The sequence below is a fragment of the Undibacterium sp. Di26W genome, from assembly GCF_049340265.1.
In the GTDB taxonomy this organism is placed as follows: domain Bacteria; phylum Pseudomonadota; class Gammaproteobacteria; order Burkholderiales; family Burkholderiaceae_D; genus Undibacterium.
Window position 1 is genome coordinate 29,241 of the sequence record NZ_JBMPOR010000027.1, and the last position, 21,239, is coordinate 50,479.

Below are 21,239 nucleotides of genomic sequence, written 5' to 3' on the forward strand. Positions count from 1 at the left end.
TCCAAGCATAACAGCAAATGCATCATCCATTAAAAAATGTTCATAGAGCAATGAAATTACAGTTCCTGCTGTTGCAAGATATGCAGCGCTGCCTGAAAATCCAATTGCATCATGGCGTCATCCAGCTTTTGGCGTCCTTCTTCCGTCAGCCAGACAGACAGGTCTGTGTACATTATCTGGTGTAATTCGCTGGCCCGCATATTCTGGGTTGTCAGCAGGGTTTTGAGTTCGGCCAGCTTCAAGCGGTCTGGCTGTGTTTTTGTTGCAACAGGCTGCTCAGCTTTTTCATCCTGACGTTGCGTCTTCAGCCAGTCGCTCACGCTGACAACAACCTGATCCAGCCTGGCTTTTGCCACGATAAACAAAGTTTCAACCAGATCTTGCTGATTGCTGTTGATGGCATTTTCAAGACTGAGCGCGCTTTGCGCAAATTCATTGGCCCCCAGTGTACCTATGCTGCCGCGCAAGGTATGCAAAATGCGGGCGGCCTGCACGGCATTGCCTTCACGCCAGCAATGATCTGCCTTGCCAAATTCGACTTGCGCAACACCCGTCATGTTTTCAATGGCAGCCAACAGGGTCTTGATGATGGCCGGGTTGCCCTTGGCCAGGGACAGCAATTTGACCGGGTCAAAAATACCCGGCTCTGTACCGGCAGGCGCACCACTCTGCTGCGGCACAGGCAATGCCTGATCGACGTTGACTGCAGCCCGCGGTAAATGACGCGCCAGCGCAGCCATCATTTGCTCAACATCGATGGGCTTGAAAATCAGGTCATTCATACCGACACCGAGACAGCGTTCGCGTTCAGCCTGCATGACGCCTGCGGTCATCGCCAGTATGGGGAGTTGCAGGGCGTATTCCTTGCGCAACACTTCGGTCGCTGTCCAGCCATCCATAATAGGCATTTGCACATCCATCAACACCAGGTCGAAACGATCAGCTGAGGTTTTCAGCAGTTCAACCGCTTCGCTGCCGTTGTTGGCTATCTCTATGCTGATACCTGCCTGCTCCAGAATTTCGGCAGCAACAATCTGGTTGAATTTATTGTCTTCCACCAGCAGGATGCGGGCACCGGCAAAGCTGCCCTGGCCAACGACCGGCACCTGCCTGAATCCCCCTGCCCCATTGGCATGTCCGGAGGTTTCTTGCAAGATATCGTACAGGCTGGACCCCGTCACCGGCTTCAGCAAGATGGCATCCGGCTTGCGCCGGGTGTTTTCCAGTACCAATGCACTGCGGTCATAGGCACTGCTCATCAATATCAGCGGTACTTTCGGCATTTGGGTTTCTGCCAGCAGCTTATCGAGCACCTGCACGGTTTCCAGGCCATCCTGTTCGGGCATATGCCAGTCAATCAGGATAGCGTTATAGGCGGCATCGGTATTCACCAGTGTCTGGACTTTTTGTATGGCTTCGGCACCGGATGCCGCCACGTCAGCCTGCCAGCCCCAGGCCTGTATGGTCTTGGCAATGTAGGTACGACTGGTAATATTGTCGTCGACCACCAGTATCTTCCGGATGTGCTGCAAGTTGCCCTGGGCTTGTACAGTGCCCGACATGCGCTGCATACCCACAGGAGCATCGGCATCACTGACAACCGGCAGCATGGGTATGCTGACACGGAATTCGGTCCCCTGCCCTTCGATACTGCTGACTTCGATGGAACCATCCATCAATTCAACAAACCGGCGGGAAATAGCCAGCCCCAGTCCTGTGCCACCAAAGCGGCGCGAGGTGGATGCATCTGCCTGTTCAAAGGCGGTAAACAATCTGCCTATCTGTTCGGCCGACATCCCTATGCCGGTATCGCGCACGATAAACTGTATCAGCAGTGCTGCGCTATCTGCGTTATCTGCTATTTCCGCCGGTTCCTGCTTTTGCACCAGCAGCGACACTTCACCGCTTTCGGTAAATTTGATGGCATTGCCTATGATGTTGATCAATATCTGTTGCAGGCGCAAGGCGTCGCCTATCATCTCGCCTGGTACACCGGCATCGATACCCAGCGATAGTTCCAGGTTTTTTTCACCGACATTCACTGACATCATATTCGCCAAAGCACTCAGCACGTCTTTCAGGAAAAACCGTGTCGGTGACAACTCGATGCGACCCGCCTCGATCTTTGAAATGTCCAGAATATCATTCAGTATGCTAAGCAAGGACTGTCCCGAAGAACGTATCATGTTCAGATAATTTCTTTGTACCGTAGACAGCTCTGTCTTGTTAAGCAAATAGCTCATGCCCAATACGGCATTCATGGGCGTACGGATTTCATGGCTCATGTTTGCCAGAAACTCAGATTTGGCACGACTGGCCATTTCGGCCTGCTCTTTGGCGGCAATCAGCGAAGCTTCCAGTTGCTTCTGGCGACTGATGTCGGAAGCAATGCCAAGAAAACCTTCTATCTCGTTCTTGTCATTGCGTATGGCACTGACAACCAGGCTGACAGGTATGTGCTGCCTCTGCTTGGTGACATACGTCCATTGCTGGACTTCAGACTGGCCCATGCGTGCCTTGGCAACAAACACTTCGAAGCCAGATACCTGATAGGCCATTTCGGCGCTCAGTACCTTGCCACGCAGCCGCACTTCTTCACGCAGATGTATCTCGATGCTGGGTCGCTGGTTGATGACTTCATCGGCCCGGTAACCTAGCAGGCGTTCGGCACCTTTGCTAAAAATCTGGATATTGCCCACAGTATCGGTGGCGATAATGGCAAATTCACTGGCAGCTTCAAACATGCTGGTGAGCTTGGCGCGCGCCAGTATTTCTTGCATTTGTGCCTGCCGCAATTGCGTAATATCTGTCACGAAGCTATAAAAGCCATGCACCACACCATCCAGCGCATGCGGGATATACGAAATCAGCGCATGTTTTTTTTCACCTTCCGTATCGACGATGGTGCGCTCAAATAATTGCGACTCACCTAACAGCGCTGCCTGGATATGAAACCAGCTTTGCTGAAAACCGTCTTCCCCTATTAATTCACGTATGTGCATGCCCTGCATGGCATGCGCATCAAAGCCAAACCATTTTTTATAGGCACCGTTGGCAAAACGGTTTTTCAAATCGACGTCCCAATAGCCAATCATGGCTTGCATGTGATCAATCACGGTTTGCAGGGCCGCCTGACTGTTTGATAATTCAACCGCAAATTGCAGGCGTTCAGCTTCCTTGATACGCCCCTCATTCAGGCTGGCAGACAATATCATGGGTGGAATGGCGGTAATCAGCACCGGCAAATACACCAAAAAAAGCTGCCAGTTGGACTCAATGTCGGGTGACACGAAGTGCCCCAGTGAAATCATCAGCCCCAAACTGGTAACCGTCAGTACGATCAGCAACTGCGATTCTTCGTAGCTGAGTTTTTGTATGCCGAAAGTCAGCGCAACCAGCACATACACAAAAGGAAACGGCAAGAATGTCAGTGCCACAAACACCATGGCAACGGTAGGCAGGGCGTAACGGACAACCCTCCACCATTGAATGTTGGCCGACCAGGCGGCCGCCGTATGACGCATCGCCATGCGCATCATGGGAAAGATCAGGGCCAGACCCAGCGTGGCCCCGACATACCAGGTGGGGAAAATATGGCTGAAGTTTCCCATTCCTGCCCATGTAGCCAGCGCCGCACCAATGGTCGCGCTACAGGCGCAAGGCAAGAAAAATCCCAGCAAGATCAGCTTGGTCAGTTTGCTGCCAGCTTTGTCAAAATCTTTCACCAGATCGGCACTGCGCAGGGTATAGCTGACCAGCAGGACTTCAATTCCGTTCGAGAGTGTAAACAATCCCGACAGCAGCAAACCATCCCCCAGCAACATATTGGCACTGAAATTGGCAGCGGCGAAAAACAATAGCAGGGGACCATTGCGCCTGAGAGGCTGGTCGCACAGATAGGCAACGGCGACCGCATTGGCATACCAGAGAATGGCAACACTCTCCGCATTACGTGACAACAACATGCCCGCCACGGCCAGCACAAAGTACAGCAGGCTGGCCTGTACCATAGAGTTTACTGCCAACGGCGGATATTGCTGAGCACTCATCAAGCTCGTTCTCCGTATGTAGTGCAGCGCTTTTGATATGGTGATAGCTGGGCGGCTGAGATGCCGGATATCAGGCAACGCATCTTGCTTTGCGTTTAAGTTTACATGATATTAATAGAGAATAAGGCAGAACAAGGGAGAAACGGAAAGAAAAGATGATTTTTCGGTAAGTTTTGACTAAGAACGTGTTTACGATCTGTAGCGAGCGAGCGTCAGCGGGAGTGAAGAGCAGCGCAAAAAGCGGAATGTACTTAAGACCATGAGCATTTTGAGCAGCGCATGAGCCCCGCGTGGACTCCGATTGCGCCCGCGCTTAAGATCGTAAACAGGTTCTAAAAGCCCAGAATGGCTCCATGTCTTGAATGACGCAGCTTGCACACAACGGCATGCGTTCGTTCCTGCATGTATTTCCGTTTTTCAGGCGCGAATCGGGCGAAAAGCGCTTCATGCTGCAAGCATCGCTGGCCAAACGCAATATGAAATCAGGTTGCGGCCAGGCTTTGTGCAATGTCCTTGCGCATGTCCGTTGTCAACACATCACGCGCACGATATTCGCTGCGTTTATTGCTCGGCCGGGCCGACCAGGGTTTTTCTTCTACGCTGAGCGGCAGCAGATAGTTGCCGTTACTGTGCGGTATGGCACCGGCACTCTGCCACAAAGCATCATATTCGGCGCGTATGCATTTACTGAACCGGTAGCGCCAGGATTGATAAATATGATTCTTTTTGGCGATGCATTCTATCGTCACGCAATTCAATTCCTGCGCGATGCAGCGCAAGGCTTCTATCAGCAGCAAACGCGGCTGTATGCCATGCAGGCTCTTGGTACAAACACGTATCAATTCACGCGCATCCTGCTTGCAGGACTGCACGCCACCTACACGTATTGATACTTGCTGCTGCTGATGATCGAATGAAAAACTCAGACATTGCAGCAAATGCGCTCCCTGAAACAGGCCCAGCGTCAATCCACCTTCACGCTTGAACGAACTGCAGCGAAACAGGCTCAGGCGATATTGTTCCTGATTTTTACCCTGCAGGCTGGCAATATCAAAGGCCTTACCTGCGAGCAGGTCTTGCGCCACATTTTTGCCAAATAAAATACAGGATAAATGAAAATGGTTCTGCATCAGCGACAAGCGTGAATCCGGGCCGATGTTGCGATCAAAGAAAGGGCGGTGTATCGCATCCAGCAATGCAATGTCCTTGCGTATGACCTTGCGCAGATAAGTCTGATGCAGATAAGCGTACCAGGCCAGGCTGGTGCGAGGTCGCAGACCGCTACGCAACAGAAACAGGCATTTACTCTTGAAATGGCTATTGCTGTCTGTCAGGCGCAGATGCACGGCCCAACGCAAACTATCCAGCAATGATGCCGATTGTTGAGTCTGTTTTACTGCAGGTTCTTCATGAGACTGGTAGGCATGCCATACCTCTCGCCAATTCAAAATATTCACAGCTGCACCATTTGCATCTTAACGTATATCAATGTAACTGAATGTATCCGAAAATGACAGCAGTATGCAACAGTAATTTTGTCGTCATTTTGTCACTAATTTGTATAAAATTAACAGAAAATAGCCTGAAAACTGTTCCACAAACCTGCTTTGCGACAACTAAATGGATTTTTGGATGGATGCAGAGTAGCAGATTTGTTGGCTATAGAAGCCAGTTTGTAACATAAAGTATAGAAATTGCTTTTAAGAAACATTGAGGCGACATCGCAGAACAGCCACTAACCCATGTTGTCGGATGAGGAAGTTTGCTGGGAAACGATTAGGAGGTTTTTCTGCCACAACTGTCATTGCGGCTTCCCCGGGGGCTTTTCCAGACGCTTTCCAGGCTACACCGCAGACCTGAAGTATCCAAGATCAAATGCCTTGCTATATGCCTTCCAGTCCTTGTTGACCTGTTTGCTGCAAAGTGCCGCCTGGGTCAACATAGCATCGATCCATTTATTTTTTTCTGCAAATGCAATCAACTCATCATTGATTGCCGACCCCTGCCGGCCAGAACCACGGACATGCGCAGAGGCGACGATACAGCCCATCCATTGCATAACATTGTCCAGCTCATCCAATGAGCTGACCGAATGATCAAGCACAACACGGTCTTCAGTTGGTTGCAGTGCACGCAGGATATACGCTTTTTTCTCTACCTTGACAGGCTGCAGAAAAGCCAGCGACACGGCTTGCAAGCGTCGCTGCAAGGTAACCACACGCTCTGCTTCTGATTTCCATTTAGGCTGTTTTATTTTCAAATGCGGCACCAATGATGAAGGCAGGGCTTCTTTCAAATCCAGCAAATAATGGCCATTTGGCCCGCCCTTGCCCTGTACAAGAATGATGTAGCGATCCACACCCAGGCTACCGGTGCCGGCTATGCGCCGGGCCATGTCTTCCAGTTTGAAGAATTCGGGATTGCTCTGTTGCCTGGCATAGTCATCAAAGAAAGCGCTTATTCTTTCCCGTTGTTCAGGAGTGACTGGCAAGGCCTTCTTGCCATCCATACGCAAACGCCTGCGGTTTCCTTTCAATACAGTACGCTGATCAAGAAATGCTGTCCTTTGTCTATTGCGCAATTTTTCCAGCAATTGACCGACCAGACCATCCGCATTATCCCTTTCTACCCAATAGCCTTTGCCTGTACACATCGTCTTTTTGTATGCCATCAAGAAGCTCCTGGCCAACGCTTTTGCCTGGGATGCTTTCAATCCCAGGCTTTGCGCCCCCACCTGCACGCTGGTCACAAACCGCAGCAAATCCCATGCAAGCGGTGCCAGGGCTGATTCATCAAAGTCGGTGATATCAAAATAGCTGAGCCGGTTATCGCCCTTATAGGACCCGAAATTTTCCAGGTGCAAATCACCGCAACACCATACCAGCGGCGTGCGTGGCACGGCCTTGTCTTCTGCCAGGCGATCATAAAAGAGATGACAACTGCCACGTAAAAAAACGAAGGCGTTATGCCGCATATTGGCATACTTCATTTTCAGTCTTTCAGGGTCACGTCCTGAATTGTAAGAAAAAATTCTTTGGCATGGATCAAGCATGATAGGCAGGCTTTCATAGACGTCAATCATTCAAAGTGGCTCGTAACCACATTTAGTAATGTATTAAATGAGCATCAAATAAGCATTAATAACTATTATCGAATAGACAAAGCTTATACTAGAACAGATAAAAACCAAATTACCTCCAGAAAAATAATATGAAAACCCCTTGGGCCTGGCCAGATATCGTTGCAGGTTTATCCCTGGCTGGCCTCTTGCTTCCTGAAGCCGTTGCCTATTCCAGTATCGCCAACCTGCCGCCACAGGCAGGGATAGTGGCACTATTTGCCGGCCTGGTTTGTTACGGACTGATCGGCAGCAGCCGCTTTGCCATCGTTGCGGCAACCTCGTCATCGGCAGCGGTGCTGGCATCGGCTACTGCTGCCCTGTCGAACGGTGATACCGGTCTGCGTCTGCTGGTTGCCGCTGGTATGGTGTTATTAACCGGTGTTTTCTTCATTTTTGCCGGCGTGGCACGTCTGGGCGGCATTTCAGACTTTATTGCCAAACCCGTCTTGCGCGGCTTTGCATTCGGCCTGGCCATTGTCATCATTTTCAAACAGTTTGCGCATGTGGTTGGCGTACATACCCACCATACCGACATGATACGGTTTGCCTACGAACTGGCTAGCCAAATCAATGCCTGGAACTGGGCTTCCGTCGCAGTAGGTCTGCTGGCCTTGCTACTCTTGTTTGGACTGGCAAAAATACCGTATATGCCCGCTGGCCTGGTGGTGATCTTTCTGGGCATCCTCGCCGGAAAATGGCTGGGACTGGAACAGTATGGTGTCAGCTTCGTTGGCCAGATTGATCTGGATTTGCAAGTTCCCATTCTGCCCACCATGACCTATGTACAGTGGCTGCGCATCGGCGAATTAAGTATCGCCGTGCTGCTGATCTTGTATGCCGAATCCTATAGCTCGGTACGCAATTTTGCGATGAAGCATGGCGACATCATATCGCCCAATCGCGATCTGTTTGCCCTGGGCACGGCAAATCTGATGTCCGGTATTTTCCAGGGCATGCCGGTTGGCGCCGGATTTTCTGCCACCGCAGCCAACGAAGCCTATGGCGCGCAATCGAAATGGGCCGGCTGGGCTGCAGCCGTGGGCTTGCTGCTCGTCATCCTGACCATGCTGCCCACTATCGCGCTGACGCCATCCCCGATACTGGCCGCCATCGTTATTCACGCAGTCAGTCATTCATTGCGCCTGTCAGCCTTTACACCTTATTTCGCCATGCGCCGCGACCGATTCGTTGCCGTCGGTGCTGTGGTTGCCGTACTCTTGTTGGGCGTGCTGGATGGCTTGCTGGTTGCCATCGGCGTAAGCCTGCTGATGTTGCTACGCAAGCTGGCAGAATCCAATATCTCAGTCCTTGGTCGTCTGCGCGGTGGCCATGATTTTGTCAGCAAGACAGATTATCCGGACGCCCTGAGCATCCCCGGCATACTCATCATGCGTCCCGAAGCTGGCTTGTTTTTTGCCAATGCAGAACGCACCATGGCACAGGCAAAAAAATATCTCACTGCCGCTGACAATATAAAGGTCGTCATTCTCAGCCTGGAAGAATCTCCCGATCTGGACAGTTCCAGCGTGGAAGCCATCGCTGATTTTTGTGCGGCACTTCAGAACCAGAAAAAACACCTGATGTTTGCCCGCCTGAAAAGTGCATCACGCCAGGTCTTGCAAAGCGCGCTGATCGAACACTCAAACATAGTGCCAAGCAGTGAACTCAGTGTGGATGACGTGGTTGTGGTCGCGCAGGAAAAATATTTAAACCAGAAAAATGATCTGCACGAGCCACAGCAAGACGCAATGAAACACGAGCAGGTAATTACGACCCACTAAAAATTGACAAAAAAATGACCTTACAAAAAATCCTGTTGTTATCCCTTTTCATGCTTCCCCTTGCCAGTCAGGCACAAGAAGTGAAAGAGCTGAATCTGAATAAAGATCAGCTAGCGGGCTATAGCAAATCCTATAAAACTGCAGAAGTCATTCATCTGCGAAAATTCCTGAACAGGTACGTGAATGCGCGCACTGAAATAGCAGCAGAGGAAGAAAACGCGGCAAAGATCCTGGATGGATTCAAGATCGATAAAAAGATCCTGAAAGGAAAATTCATGGTCTACCAGTATTCCAACTTCGTCGGCGGTGGCAAAGGTGTCTCTATCGTTTCACAAGACCACCCCGAAGTGATACTGGATTTCTGGGTTTACAAAATCGACGATAAAAACTGCGAAATCCGCGACTTGCTGATTCAGGATGACAACAGAAATCTTGATGACTTCAAGATCGTTTATCGCAATTATTTGCGTCACAAGACACTGTTTATGTGAGGGGATGCGAAGTCTGAGGCGTAATTCTGTTGGCCACTCTGGTAGGGTGCGCCGCGCGCACCAATTCGTATTACACACGTCAAATTTTTTATGAATCTCGTGCGCATGGCACCCTTACAAATAAAATCTGGTGCAGATCAAACTGCTACATCTGCTGGGTGCTGGTACATAGGTGTGATTTTGTGAAATCCATTTGCTTCCATGATACGCCTGAGCTCTAAAACCCGCCCCGGTGTCAATGGCAGAGATCCTGAGCTAAACAGTGTCAATACTTCCCACTCAATCCCGGATTCTGTTTTCTTGTTTGCAATTTCCAACATGCTGCGGTGGTAGGGCGGCATAAGGCGTGCTGCAGCGATGACATGTTCACCTTCGCAGATATCAACATGAATGACAGGACCATGCTCGTACGGGATTCTGTGAGAGATCATGCGCACAGGGGTTGTATTGATGAAGTGATTTATTTCGGGCATCTTGGTCTATCCTCTTCATTTTATTTAAGGCCTAAATCAAGGCTACGCCTGAGTGCTATTTCAAATGCTGAGTATGCTAACGGTGCAGTCTTCAATCACATATACCATGATGTTTAGGGGGGGAACAAAGGCAGACCAGAAACATTTCTTCTGCACGAATGATGGATTGAGATTTTCACTTAAATGCTTTGTATCCGCTTAAACACATCTTCGTCTTTGGTAACGACAAACATCGCTGGTGCTCCCGTCCCCAACACATGCAAAGGTTGGTATTGCCCGACTTGCCGCCAAAAATCGTTTGCATATTCACAGCTTTCATCTAGCGGAGAAAAGCCATAACGATTGACAAACGACGCGTGATATTCAAAACGCGCCTGACCATCATACACATACCACTCATCAAAGCCTGGTGTAGGTAAATCAGAGACATTTTTCACCTGCGGGCTGATTGCCATTGTATCGTGAAGGGTCCAACCTTGAACCAAATCTAACTGATCTGGTTGGAAGGGACCACTATCGCAAGAGGCGATAACAATACGGTATCCGACTATCAATTCAGGAAAAGCAGTGAGCATGGGCGTCAGCGAAGGATCAAAGCCCTCCGTCCATACAATGACATGGTAGCCAGATCGGGATTGGGTTTGCATCTTAACCATGATTCCAATTTATTTCCCGTTTTCGTCGGCACGATGGACGGGCTTGGAAAATATGCCGATTCCACCACGCAATGCCACCGGTGCGCTAAAACGCATGATTCTGATGGCACCAAATATCAACAGAAAATCAATACCTATTGCATAAGCCAAACAAAGATAAGCACCATAAATACATGCAGCCAGTGCCATACCAAACATGAGTTTGTATGTTTTCTCATTCTTGAGCCAGAATAAAGTCAAAAGACTGGAAGAAAAAAATAAATGCAGCATCGATAATCCGGGGTGTGCCAGCAGGCGACCAAATGCATTTCTTTCGGGAAAAGACCAATGCACGCAAAAAAGCTGACCACCAGTCAAAACCAGAATGATAGCGATATGAAATAATAAAAAAATACAGCGTCGTTGCAATTGTTTTTCATGAAGAATATTTATCCCAAAATATAACCATACCGATGCAACGCTCTACGCATTTTTATGACTGTTTTTCTGGGTAAAGCGGGATTCAATTTCAACCCAATGCGACAAGAATTTACATCGGGAATCACGCCTGTCCCCAGTAACAGATAAACCATATCCACATGTCCCAGACTGCAAGCTTGGGTCAATGCATATTCGGATACCTGACCACCACAAGCGCTCAGCAATTCAACTTTCTCGATATCATTTTCAACGACAAACCAGTGCATGACGGTTTCGTTTATTAAATTTTTACAAGTCAGCAATTCTGGTTCTGCATTCACCAAACCGGCAACCGTATGTGGAGCGTAACGCACTGCCTCCATTAAGCGGTCAAAGCCATAGTCGTATTCTCTATCCATGCGAGATATCATCATTGCTTTTAAATTGAAAAATCAAGCGCCACTATTAAAATACGGCTCCAGCCGTACAAAAGGTTCCAGATAAAGTCTGAATCCAGCCTCTTTTCTCGAGCAGCCCCGCGAGGACTCACCAATCGCCAGTTGTCCTAAAAAGTCCAGGTACTTGCCGCGCTTGTCATCGACGGCGCTGATGAGCTCGCAGCCGATGAGCTCCAGATGCAATAAAGGCGAATCTTGACCTGCAACATAAACACTAAGAGTGATATCACCGTCAAGAGTAGAGTCGAAGAGCCGTATCGTCGCCACCGGAGTAATAAAGGTATAGGTGATATTGCGAAATTCATCCTCTACGACTGAAGAAGCCAAGTCAAGAATTTCAAGGTAACTAGTACGTTGCTTGCCTGCTGCAACTATATCTGCGATGTTTTTCATGGTTGCTTGCCCTGCGAAGCCAGCATAGATTGGCACAACATCATGCCATAATAAAATTATATATTCGAGACTATCGCACAAAAGCTATCAATTTAAGACGATGGCTTTTATGAAATTTATGTCATGTTAGAAATTTATTACCTCCATTTGACAAGCCACAAAAACAGGACTATCCTGCAAGGATGAAAACGCTGAGCATACTCTTTTTTACCTACGCCCTCCCGGCATGTCGGATGACATCCCGGGGCCGCTGATGTGTGCCCGTTGAAACTCTGTTAAGAGTAAAAACAAAGGCCCACATGGGCCTTTTTTGTTTTCTGGTACTTTGTTTTTGCCCTTGATATCCAATCACAAAGCACCACTTTAGTAAGCACTTTGCATCACAGTTTTACCACACACTCTCTTTTGAGGAGCCATATAGCATGAAGTTAGCCGATGTAGAACGCGCGCGGGACCACTGAAACAAGGGTGGTCGCATGGCCCCGCGGCGCTGTCACCCCAGACAATTCACGACCGCTCGCTATGGAAAGATCATCATGACGAACATCACACCCCGTGCCGCAACCAACAAGGCTAACTTTAAGGCGAATGCCCATCCTCATTTGCGTAAGCATTGGCGCAACTTTGGCATCATCGCCCACATAGACGCTGGCAAGACCACGCTGTCTGAACGCATCCTGTTTAAAACCGGCGAAATCCATCGTACTGGCGAAGTCCATGAAGGCAATGCGGCCATGGATCATATGGACCTGGAAAAAGAACGTGGCATCACCATTGGTGCAGCGGCGACCCGCTGCGTCTGGAACGGCCACGAATTCACCCTGATTGACACCCCGGGCCATATTGACTTTGCGATTGAAGTTGAACGCTCGTTGCGCGTGCTTGACGGTGCCATCACGGTTCTGTCCGGCGTCGCCGGTGTACAGCCACAGACTGAAACGGTCTGGCATCAGGCCGAAAAACATGGCGTACCCATGATCATCTTCGTCAACAAGATGGATCAGGTCGGCGCCGACTTTGCCCGTGTCACTGAACAGGTGCGCACGCATCTTGGCGCTCGCCCCGTGCCGTTGGCAATACCGATTGGTGCTGCGGATGAATTCACAGGCGTCATTGATGTCTTGCAACAGCGTTTCTTGCAATGGGATGCCAAGGGCAGCATGACGGTATCGGCTTTGCCAGCAGAATTGCAGGCACAGGCACAGGCTGCGTACGCCTATGCAGCCTCGGTAGCGGCAGAAGCCAATGATGCGCTGACAGATGCCTATCTGGCCAATGACACACTGAGCCATGCAGGTATTCTGCAAGGCTTGCGTGCCCTGACGCTTGCCAGGAAAGCCGTGCCCATGCTGGCTGGCTCTGCGTATAAAAACGCAGGCATAGAACCGTTGCTGGATGCCGTGATTGACTGGCTGCCCGCACCGGATGACCGCGCTGCGCCTGTTGCAACGCTGAATGGTGACCGTGTGACTGTGGCCACGGGTGATGCCGATCCTTTGGCTGCACTGGTGTTCAAGGTCACGCATGATGAACATGGCTCGCTCGCCTTTGTGCGCATTTACGGTGGTAGCCTGCATGAAGGTGAAACCATCTGGAATGCCAGCCTGGATACATCTGTACGTATCGGGCGTCTGTATGTCGTGCATGCAGATGAACGCACAGGCACAACGCAGTCTGGTGCCGGCAGCATCATCGCCATCGCCAACCTGAAAGATGCGCTGACCGGGCAAACCCTGGCCAGCAAGGCGCAGCCATGGACGCTGGAAACCATCCATGCCGGTGAACCGGTAGTGGCGCTGGCGGTAGAACCTGGTAATGGCACAGACCGGGCAAAGATGTTGGCAGTGCTGGACAAGTTCCGTCGTGAAGATCCGTCCTTGCGGCTGGAAAGTGATGCCGAAACCGGTGAAACTGTGCTGTGGGGCATGGGTGAATTGCATCTGGATGTGGTGCTGGAACGCGCCCGCCGTGAAGCTGCGGTGGACATACGTGTCGGCGCACCGCATGTGGCGTACAAGGAAACCATGGGCCTGTCCATGGTCGAAGCAGAAGGCAAGCTGGACAAACAAAACGGTGGCAAAGGTATGTATGCCCGCGTCGTTGTAAGGCTGGAATTGCTGGATGCCAAAGACGGTGAATTTGCCTTTGCCAATGTCGTCAAAGGCGGCGTGATACCCACGGCGTTTTTCCCGGCTGTTGAAAAAGGTGTGCAGCAGGCTCTGCAGCAAGGCCCGTTGGGGCAAAAAGTGACTGGCGTCAAAGTCACTTTGCTTGATGGTGATTTCCATGCAGTTGACAGTAACGAAATGGCCTTCATCATCGCCGCCAAAGAAGCCGTGCTGACAGGCTTGCGCAAGGCCACCCCGGTCTTGCTCGAGCCCGTCATGAAAGTAACCGTCGATGCCCCCGCCATCAACACTGGCGACGTCATCGGTGACTTGCAAAAACGCAGTGGCCGCGTTTTGGGCATCACAGAAAACACCGGTCGTGTTGAAGTGGTGGCAGATGTGCCTTTGACCAAGCTATTCGGTCATACGACTGACCTGCGTTCGCTGTCGCAAGGCAGGGCATTTGCGAGTGCCGTGTATGCACGTCATGCAGCTTGTGATGTGGAAGAGGCTTCGTTTGTATAGGCCGTGTTGAATGTGGATGACGAGTGGGCTGGATTTTTAGCTGACTTGCTGTCTGCTAGGTAGTATGGAAAAAGCCAGGGCTGACGCTCTGGCTTTTTTCATTCAAGCATCCAGCGAATTTTTCACCGCTTCATGACGCGATGGTGTCAAGTTCTTCAGTCCACAAGTGAGTGATTCGCCCCCCCTGACCCAAGATCAGATATCAATCTACAGGCTACCCAGCCAATTCGTGAACGCAGTCCAGGCAGGAAACTGTTGTAACAGCAAAAAACTGACATGCTGAACCAGCAGTACACCAAGCGCCATCCAATACGGTGTTTTTGCTTTCTTCAGGTTAATGTCGTTTGCAATCAATATCACTGACAGTATCTCGGTAGCAAAATACGCGGCATGAAAAGCCGCAGGAAAAGAATCGATGCCAGGAATAAAATTCAGGAACACACGGGCTACCGCTGGCGGCAAAGCCAGCAGGGCTGTACACGCCATCCAGCGTGAATGTACGGCACGATTAGTGCGGAAATGAATGGCCAAGCCATAAGCCAGTGCAAAGCCCAGCAACGTCGTCATATCAACAAAGGCGAGACGACTGCCAAACGCCTTGGTGAACCCACCATGGCTGGCTAGCATCGTATGCATGATCATGATGCCGGACACGATGAACAAAGGTACGATGACCAGGGATAACTTGCCTATGGTGCGGTGAATATAAATCTTCCGCCTGCTGGCAAGCCAGCTTTGTACTACCAACATCAACATCCAGCCGGTCGCCAGGATGGCATGGAAGTGATGCTTGGGATCGAGCTGGGTCAATCTGGCGAAATAGGATGGATAAAATCCTATCAGTACAACCAGGAACAACAGGAAGAAGTAGATCGGTGATTTAGATACATTCAATGGCTGTGCTGTTTGCATGGCGTGTCACTCAAGAACAAGTTGTGAATCCGGTACGGCAAACACCCCATGCATTTGCCATTTTTTTGCAACAAATATTGCCAACAAGAAAATCTCTACCAGTAAAACCATTCATACGCGCATTGGTACAAACATTTCACGCTACAACAGCAAATGACAAAAACACTTGCAGATTAAGTCACAAATCAAGCTGCGTCAATAATGAATAAAGTGCGTCGTCTGCCAGGCTTGCTGGCGGACTGATCTTATGCGATGCTGCCGTGCTTTATGCATACATTCTTAATTTCTTAAGGCTCAGTCTCTTCATGATTACGGCAATGCGCGTTGTCAACCTGTTGATCTTGATTATTCTTGTCGGTGTCGGTTCGACGTCCATGTTCAAGCTCGTACATAACACCCCAGGCTTTATTGGTGCGCTGCTGGCTTTTTGCCTATGGACTGCCGCTTATTTCCTGCCCTGGCAGGCACTGGGTCAACACACTACCCCAAGCAAAATCAGCCGGGCAAAAAAATTCACTATCGCCGGCATCATCTTGCTGGGTCTGACTGGCATCTTCCTGTTCGTTGAAGGAAGATTGTTTGCCAAGACGCTAGTGGGCTTGTTGATATTTTCCGCACCCTTCGTACTCAATATCATTGCCATGAACAGGCGTTTTCTGGAACTGGAAGTGGCAGCCATCCAGGATGCGCCGTCGGCAGAGCATGGTGTACAGGCTGCCGCAGAAATGACATTGGCAGCTCGTATCAACAAAGATTTTTCGACAGAATTTGCCGATGATGCAGATCAGCAGCAGTCGGGAAATTATTTTCTCAGACATTGGCGCGGCGAATTGCCGCTGGGTGTGGCGTATTGGTTAAACGGGGTAGTGATTGGTAACCTGCTGATCGGCATCGTCGTTACCGTCCTGACGGGTTTGAACGAACTGAGAGATAGCTCGCTGCGCACGATTTCTGCGATTGGGCTCGCAAGTTATATACTGACTGGGCTGGCCTGGAGCTGGGCAATGGTCGGCGTCTGGCGTTCCGCCTCCAGACACAATCGCAGAGGTGGCTCTACCGGCGTCGCCTTGCTGGTGCAGGCATCGATCGTCATCAGCGTGATTTATCTTGGTCAAAAAGTCAGGGACGTAGTCTGGCCGCAAATGCGTGAATATGCGCTGATCGCAATGGGCAAAGACAGCATGCCGAAAATCGACATCAGCGCTTCACCCAAGGGCGATTCACTGTACTTGCGCGGTAGCTTTGGTGAAGGTAGTGCAAATAAATTTGCAGCAGAACTGAGCAAAGCCGGACAAATTAAATTCATCGTGCTGAATTCGCAAGGTGGCAGGTTGCTGGAAGCAGATCATATCGCCGCCATGGTCAGAGAGAGAAAACTGGATACCTATGTGGAAGCTGTCTGTGTCAGTGCCTGCACCTACGTATTTTTGGCTGGCAGGGACCGTGCCGCTACCGTGAATGCAAAAATTGGCTTCCACCAGCCAAGCTTTCCAGGTCTGGAAGGAGCCGCCTTGATTGCGGCCACCAATAAGATGCTGGACAAGTATCGCAGCATCAATCTGCCGGAAAGCTTTGTCAGAAAAATTGGTCAGACACCGGCCAGCGATATGTGGTACCCCAGCCGGGAAGAAATGATTGCCGCCCGTGTCATCACCCGCATTTCTCTGGGTGGTGAAGCCAGTACCAGTCCTTTTTCCAGCATGAGCTCAAAAGCCGAAATTGCACTGACTTTAAAAAGCAATACGATATGGCAAGGCTATGAGGCCCACTATCCGGGAAAAATTGATGCTGTCAGCGATATCCTGTGGAAAATGAAACTACAGGGCGCGAATGATTCTTCCATGCAAAATGCCGTGCGCAAATACATGACTACCGCTTTTGCAGAGTTGCTCAAAACCGTGGACGACGAACACCTGGACCTGTTTGCTCAATTGATGACAGACCAAATGCAGGCAGCCAGACAGGTCAGCCCCCAAGCTTGCGGCCAATTGCTGAAATCTGAACTGGATATACGACACACATTGCCACCAGCCATAGTGGAAAAGGAAAAGCAGTTCCTGGAAAGCGCATTAAAATCAGCGCCACGCGACAAAGTCATTAAAAAACAATCCAGGGAATTCCAGACCAGTCTGTTGCAAGTCACTACAAAATTATCCACGGAGCAGTTGAAAATAGTGGGCAACCCGCCAGCTTATGCAAACCAGCCAGCCTTGCAGTGTGATGCCATGATTGCCCTGTACCAAAATATATTGCGGCTGCGCCCTGTTGACAGGCATATCGTGTTGAGCGGGATACTGCAAGACAATTGATACTGCGTATGCCGCATACGCCACTTATGCCGCTGCCTCGACAAAATTAAGTTCTATACCATTGCCTTCAGGGTCACTGAAGAATACCTGCTGCTGGGTGGCGAACCCGGCCTTGGCTGCTACTACTGCGTGGCGGTAAGCAATACCATCCTGCTGTAATTTGGCCAGCATGGCAGGCAGGTCTGTACAGGTAAAGGCGACGTGGTCAAAGCCGGTTTTTATTTCGGTCTGGCGTACCTCACCTGGCCTGGGCTCTGACAAATGCAAGACGTCACGCCCGCCCGCATACAGCCAATAACCAAAACTGTTCAGCGGACGCGGGCCAACCTCCAGGCCAACATACGCCAGATAAAAATCTTTGAGTTTATCCAAAGTCGCGCGGTCGCCGCGCAGATTGTAATGATTGAGTGCTATCGCTGCCATTTTATTTTAACCATCCCCGACGACGGAAATACCAGAAAGGAGTAACTGCTGACGCCAGCATCAATGCCAGCGCAAACGGATAACCAAGTTGCCAGTCCAGTTCAGGAAACCAGCCCTTGAAGTTCATACCATAGATACTGGCAATCAGTGTAGGTGGCAAGAACGCCACGCTGGCCACTGAGAATATCTTGATGATCTTGTTCTGATTAATGTTAATGAAACCGACAGTCGCATCCATCAGGAAGTTGATCTTGTCGAACAAAAATGAAGTATGACCATCCAGTGATTCGATATCGCGCAAAATCTGCCGCGCTTCTTCAAACTGATCTGCATTCAACAAGCGACCGCGCATCAAAAAGCTGACCGCGCGACGGGTATCCATCATGTTGCGACGTATGCGGCCATTCAAATCTTCTTCTTGCGCAATCGCATTCAGGGCCGCAGCGGCATCCTGATCGCTGAAGTTTTTTTGCAGCACGCTACGGCTGACATCTTCCAGATTTTGATAAATGCCTTCCAGCGCATCTGCCGAATATTCGGCATCGGTGGCATACAGATCCAGCAACACATCTTTGTAATCAGCAATCGAGCCGGGGCGTGAACGCGCACGCATGCGCACCAGGCGAAACACCGGCAGATCAATGGTATGCACAGAAAACAAAATATCGCGCGCCAGGATAAACGCCACCGTCACCGTGCGCGCAGGTTCGTCATCATCATCGATCAAAAAGTCAGTGCGCAGATGCAGGTCGCCATTGTCGGCTTCATAGTAACGGGCAGAGGCTTCAATATCCTTGACCTCGTCCTCGCCTGGCAGGGTAACGCCATAGATACTCTTGACCCACTCACGCTCTTCTTCGTTGGGGTCGGTCAGGTCAACCCAGATCGGCAGCGTATTTTCAAGATCAGCGCGGTTTTCCACATTGATCTGGCTTAGCCGGCCATTGTGCAAAACAAAGACATTAATCATAGGCAAATTCCGGAAAAGCAAGGTTCAGGTTTGGCTGGATTGTAAACCCGTTTTGCGTAGATGAGCGAAACGGGAGTGGGTTTTATTTTTTCTGAAATATTGAGTTAGCCATATTACCTCACTCATATTGCAATATTTACCACTTTGCTTTACCTTTATCTTCTGTGTGCTTTCGAGCAAGCGTTAGACTTCAAATGAAAAATGTGCGCGAATTGACGAGACTTACTATCATCAGTTTATAAAACAAACCACAAGATGTTCCATTCAAAGAGAAAAATAGGACACGCTGATGACTGAATCTAACATGACTTATGAGGAAGCTAATGAGCAGCTAGCCTTGATAGTGGAGCGAAAACAAGCCCTTGATACCTCATTTCGGCAAGCAAAATTCCTGATTAGCAACAAAGAAGGTGAGAATGAGGACAATGATTCTTCGGAACGACAAGAGTCGTTGATAATTTGCGCGATAAAAGCAATTGATCTTCTTACTTACATCAATGGGGTATCAAAACTGCAGCAAGAAAAGTATAAAATTGAAATTGGAATTTCGACCATTAAACCCAGTGTCTGGACTGTAGAGTGTGAAGACTTAATCATACAAGGAAATATTACTATTCAAGACTTCGAATTTTTTTGTATCGTTAATCTGGAAAAATGTACATTTGAGGGCGCTGTCTGCTGTACTAATATCCGTTTTCATGAGGGCGTATGCTTTAATAAATGTACTTTCATCGACAGCGCTATTTTTAATGAAACTGAATTTTATGGGGACGCAAAATTTGAAGGTGCAATATTCAAAAGTAGAGCAGAGTTCGAACAGGTAGATTTTCTGTATAAAAGCTTTTTCTCAAATTGCATATTCCAAGGTAGCACCAGCTTTATATATTCAAAATTCAGTGATGAGGCAATTTTTAGAAATGCACACTTTAATGAAAATGCGACATTCGAAGAAACCCAATTTTCACAACAGGTGATTTTTTCACACGCTGTATTTTCTAATCAAGGAAATTTTGAGCATGTAACGTTTAAGAGCGAAGTCGATTTTACGTGCGCAGTAATTGAAGACTTCGCTTCATTCAATGAAACACAATTCTTTGGTAGAGCTCGGTTTAACAAAATAAAATTTTCACATGTTGCAAATTTTAACGACGCGACATTTAAATATGATGCCATCTTTGAAAAATCAAATTTCAACCACTTGGCACATTTCTGGAAAGTACAATTTAAAAGCACCGTTTTATTCACCGGAGCAGAATTCCACGATGCGAGCAATTTCCAAAAAGTCAATTTCGAAAATAAAGCATCATTCGATGATGCAATATTCTCAGGGCAAACTTTTTTCTCCGACTCGACATTCCATTCCTCTGCAAGCTATGTGAATAGTAGTTTTCTAAATATTGTCGATTTTGGTTCTTGCAAATTTTATGGTGCACCACTGTTTCATGGGGCAAAACTTCATCAAGGTTCAAGTTTTTTTTCATCCAAATTCTTTGCTTCAAATGAAAATCTGACCAATAAAAACCATTGGACAAATGACGACAGGCTTGCCTTTCGTACTTTGAAATTGCTCATGGCAGGTCTGCGTGCTCAACAAGAAGAAGCTATGTTTTTTGCTCTAGAATTAAAGGTGCAACGCACAGTTGAATATCAGCCTCGATTGAAACCTCCACGCTTGGGTCACCCATTTTTGTGGCTTATTTCCTTGTTTTATGACAACGTATCTGCTTATGGTCAATCACCATCCAGAGCGATGTGGAGTTTTCTATTATGGAACACCTTATTTTCTTCTTTGTTCTACTGCCTTGAGAAATGGGGACATGCATTATGGGCAAAGAATATCTGTCTATTCCAATATTGTTTGGGCCTCTCATCACAAGAGCCTATAGCCAACGTTTCAGACGCATTGCGTGAAACGAAATCTATATTAAGTGAGTCCCCAACCCTCACACTCGCTTTACAAAACATATTCAATCCACTCGCACTGTTATCAGAGAAATCTTTGGTAACATCATCAAGCGGATGGGTGCTAGCGTTATCGCTACTGCAAAGCATAGGTTCATTGGCAATTCTAGCCTTGCTCTTTTTAGCAATACGGGCACGATTTCAAAAAGGCAGTAGTGGCAGTGGTGGCAGTTAAATAGTCAGTGAGAATCTTGGAGCCAATCTCTCCC

At 49.0% G+C, this 21,239-nt stretch carries 16 protein-coding genes; 5 read left to right on the forward strand and 11 right to left on the reverse strand.

The window, feature by feature from the left end:
- Positions 1-56 precede the first annotated feature (56 nt).
- From ACO0LM_RS24500 to ACO0LM_RS24510, 3 genes are all read right to left on the reverse strand, one after another.
- Positions 57-4,049 carry a response regulator gene (locus ACO0LM_RS24500; protein WP_423040847.1) on the reverse strand — a complete coding sequence of 1,331 codons (3,993 nt, stop codon included), beginning with the start codon at positions 4,047-4,049 and terminating at the stop codon, positions 57-59.
- A gap of 482 nt (positions 4,050-4,531) precedes the next feature.
- On the reverse strand, positions 4,532-5,506 hold the full coding sequence (locus ACO0LM_RS24505; protein WP_423040849.1) for a VirK/YbjX family protein: 975 nt from the start codon (positions 5,504-5,506) through the stop codon (positions 4,532-4,534).
- Between the two features lie 386 nt (positions 5,507-5,892).
- On the reverse strand, positions 5,893-7,131 hold the full coding sequence (locus ACO0LM_RS24510) for a DUF2252 domain-containing protein (RefSeq protein WP_423040851.1): 1,239 nt from the start codon (positions 7,129-7,131) through the stop codon (positions 5,893-5,895).
- Positions 7,132-7,259: 128 nt separating this feature from the next.
- On the opposite strand from ACO0LM_RS24510, the gene ACO0LM_RS24515 reads away from it, so the two are divergent.
- Both ACO0LM_RS24515 and ACO0LM_RS24520 read left to right on the forward strand, forming a co-directional pair.
- Positions 7,260-8,951 carry a SulP family inorganic anion transporter gene (locus ACO0LM_RS24515; RefSeq protein ID WP_423040853.1) on the forward strand — a complete coding sequence of 564 codons (1,692 nt, stop codon included), beginning with the start codon at positions 7,260-7,262 and terminating at the stop codon, positions 8,949-8,951.
- A 14-nt stretch (positions 8,952-8,965) separates the two neighbouring features.
- Positions 8,966-9,442: a hypothetical protein gene (locus ACO0LM_RS24520; RefSeq protein ID WP_423040855.1), complete on the forward strand. Its 477-nt coding sequence runs from the start codon at positions 8,966-8,968 to the stop codon at positions 9,440-9,442.
- 137 nt (positions 9,443-9,579) lie between these two features.
- Here the strand turns inward: ACO0LM_RS24520 and ACO0LM_RS24525 are convergent, their stop codons facing one another.
- From ACO0LM_RS24525 to ACO0LM_RS24545, 5 genes are all read right to left on the reverse strand, one after another.
- Positions 9,580-9,915 (reverse strand): hypothetical protein, encoded by a 336-nt coding sequence (locus tag ACO0LM_RS24525; RefSeq protein WP_423040857.1) that lies wholly within the window; start codon positions 9,913-9,915, stop codon positions 9,580-9,582.
- Positions 9,916-10,094: 179 nt separating this feature from the next.
- Positions 10,095-10,562, reverse strand: a complete 468-nt coding sequence (locus ACO0LM_RS24530) for a hypothetical protein (RefSeq protein WP_423040859.1) — start codon at positions 10,560-10,562, stop codon at positions 10,095-10,097.
- Between the two features lie 18 nt (positions 10,563-10,580).
- Positions 10,581-10,979 (reverse strand): hypothetical protein, encoded by a 399-nt coding sequence (locus tag ACO0LM_RS24535; protein WP_423040861.1) that lies wholly within the window; start codon positions 10,977-10,979, stop codon positions 10,581-10,583.
- 20 nt (positions 10,980-10,999) lie between these two features.
- Positions 11,000-11,389 carry a hypothetical protein gene (locus ACO0LM_RS24540; protein WP_423040863.1) on the reverse strand — a complete coding sequence of 130 codons (390 nt, stop codon included), beginning with the start codon at positions 11,387-11,389 and terminating at the stop codon, positions 11,000-11,002.
- A gap of 33 nt (positions 11,390-11,422) precedes the next feature.
- Positions 11,423-11,821: a hypothetical protein gene (locus ACO0LM_RS24545; protein ID WP_423040865.1), complete on the reverse strand. Its 399-nt coding sequence runs from the start codon at positions 11,819-11,821 to the stop codon at positions 11,423-11,425.
- Between the two features lie 536 nt (positions 11,822-12,357).
- Between ACO0LM_RS24545 and fusA the strand changes: the two genes are divergently transcribed.
- A complete protein-coding gene (gene fusA / locus ACO0LM_RS24550; protein WP_423040867.1) occupies positions 12,358-14,454 on the forward strand; it encodes an elongation factor G in 2,097 nt (698 codons plus the stop codon).
- Between the two features lie 207 nt (positions 14,455-14,661).
- Here the strand turns inward: fusA and ACO0LM_RS24555 are convergent, their stop codons facing one another.
- On the reverse strand, positions 14,662-15,366 hold the full coding sequence (locus tag ACO0LM_RS24555; RefSeq protein ID WP_423040869.1) for a hypothetical protein: 705 nt from the start codon (positions 15,364-15,366) through the stop codon (positions 14,662-14,664).
- A gap of 317 nt (positions 15,367-15,683) precedes the next feature.
- On the opposite strand from ACO0LM_RS24555, the gene ACO0LM_RS24560 reads away from it, so the two are divergent.
- Positions 15,684-17,675 (forward strand): hypothetical protein, encoded by a 1,992-nt coding sequence (locus tag ACO0LM_RS24560; protein ID WP_423040871.1) that lies wholly within the window; start codon positions 15,684-15,686, stop codon positions 17,673-17,675.
- A gap of 24 nt (positions 17,676-17,699) precedes the next feature.
- Here ACO0LM_RS24560 and ACO0LM_RS24565 read toward each other — a convergent pair whose 3' ends face one another.
- Complete coding sequence (locus tag ACO0LM_RS24565; RefSeq protein WP_423040873.1) at positions 17,700-18,098, reverse strand: VOC family protein; 399 nt, start codon at positions 18,096-18,098, stop codon at positions 17,700-17,702.
- A 1-nt stretch (position 18,099) separates the two neighbouring features.
- A complete protein-coding gene (corA, locus tag ACO0LM_RS24570; protein WP_423040875.1) occupies positions 18,100-19,068 on the reverse strand; it encodes a magnesium/cobalt transporter CorA in 969 nt (322 codons plus the stop codon).
- 289 nt (positions 19,069-19,357) lie between these two features.
- Between corA and ACO0LM_RS24575 the strand changes: the two genes are divergently transcribed.
- Positions 19,358-21,205 (forward strand): pentapeptide repeat-containing protein, encoded by a 1,848-nt coding sequence (locus ACO0LM_RS24575; RefSeq protein WP_423040877.1) that lies wholly within the window; start codon positions 19,358-19,360, stop codon positions 21,203-21,205.
- Positions 21,206-21,239 lie beyond the last annotated feature (34 nt).

What these genes read in the sequence shown, in the direction of transcription:
- ACO0LM_RS24565 (WP_423040873.1), bottom strand. Translation starts at nt 18,098, where the DNA reads ATGGCAGCGATAGCACTCAATCATTACAATCTGCGCGGCGACCGCGCG.
- ACO0LM_RS24510 (WP_423040851.1), bottom strand. Translation starts at nt 7,131, where the DNA reads ATGATTGACGTCTATGAAAGCCTGCCTATCATGCTTGATCCATGCCAA.
- ACO0LM_RS24520 (WP_423040855.1), top strand. Translation starts at nt 8,966, where the DNA reads ATGACCTTACAAAAAATCCTGTTGTTATCCCTTTTCATGCTTCCCCTT.
- ACO0LM_RS24500 (WP_423040847.1), bottom strand. Translation starts at nt 4,049, where the DNA reads ATGAGTGCTCAGCAATATCCGCCGTTGGCAGTAAACTCTATGGTACAG.
- ACO0LM_RS24515 (WP_423040853.1), top strand. Translation starts at nt 7,260, where the DNA reads ATGAAAACCCCTTGGGCCTGGCCAGATATCGTTGCAGGTTTATCCCTG.
- ACO0LM_RS24575 (WP_423040877.1), top strand. Translation starts at nt 19,358, where the DNA reads ATGACTGAATCTAACATGACTTATGAGGAAGCTAATGAGCAGCTAGCC.
- ACO0LM_RS24560 (WP_423040871.1), top strand. Translation starts at nt 15,684, where the DNA reads ATGCGCGTTGTCAACCTGTTGATCTTGATTATTCTTGTCGGTGTCGGT.
- corA (WP_423040875.1), bottom strand. Translation starts at nt 19,068, where the DNA reads ATGATTAATGTCTTTGTTTTGCACAATGGCCGGCTAAGCCAGATCAAT.
- fusA (WP_423040867.1), top strand. Translation starts at nt 12,358, where the DNA reads ATGACGAACATCACACCCCGTGCCGCAACCAACAAGGCTAACTTTAAG.
- ACO0LM_RS24540 (WP_423040863.1), bottom strand. Translation starts at nt 11,389, where the DNA reads ATGGATAGAGAATACGACTATGGCTTTGACCGCTTAATGGAGGCAGTG.
- ACO0LM_RS24555 (WP_423040869.1), bottom strand. Translation starts at nt 15,366, where the DNA reads ATGCAAACAGCACAGCCATTGAATGTATCTAAATCACCGATCTACTTC.
- ACO0LM_RS24545 (WP_423040865.1), bottom strand. Translation starts at nt 11,821, where the DNA reads ATGAAAAACATCGCAGATATAGTTGCAGCAGGCAAGCAACGTACTAGT.
- ACO0LM_RS24525 (WP_423040857.1), bottom strand. Translation starts at nt 9,915, where the DNA reads ATGCCCGAAATAAATCACTTCATCAATACAACCCCTGTGCGCATGATC.
- ACO0LM_RS24530 (WP_423040859.1), bottom strand. Translation starts at nt 10,562, where the DNA reads ATGCAAACCCAATCCCGATCTGGCTACCATGTCATTGTATGGACGGAG.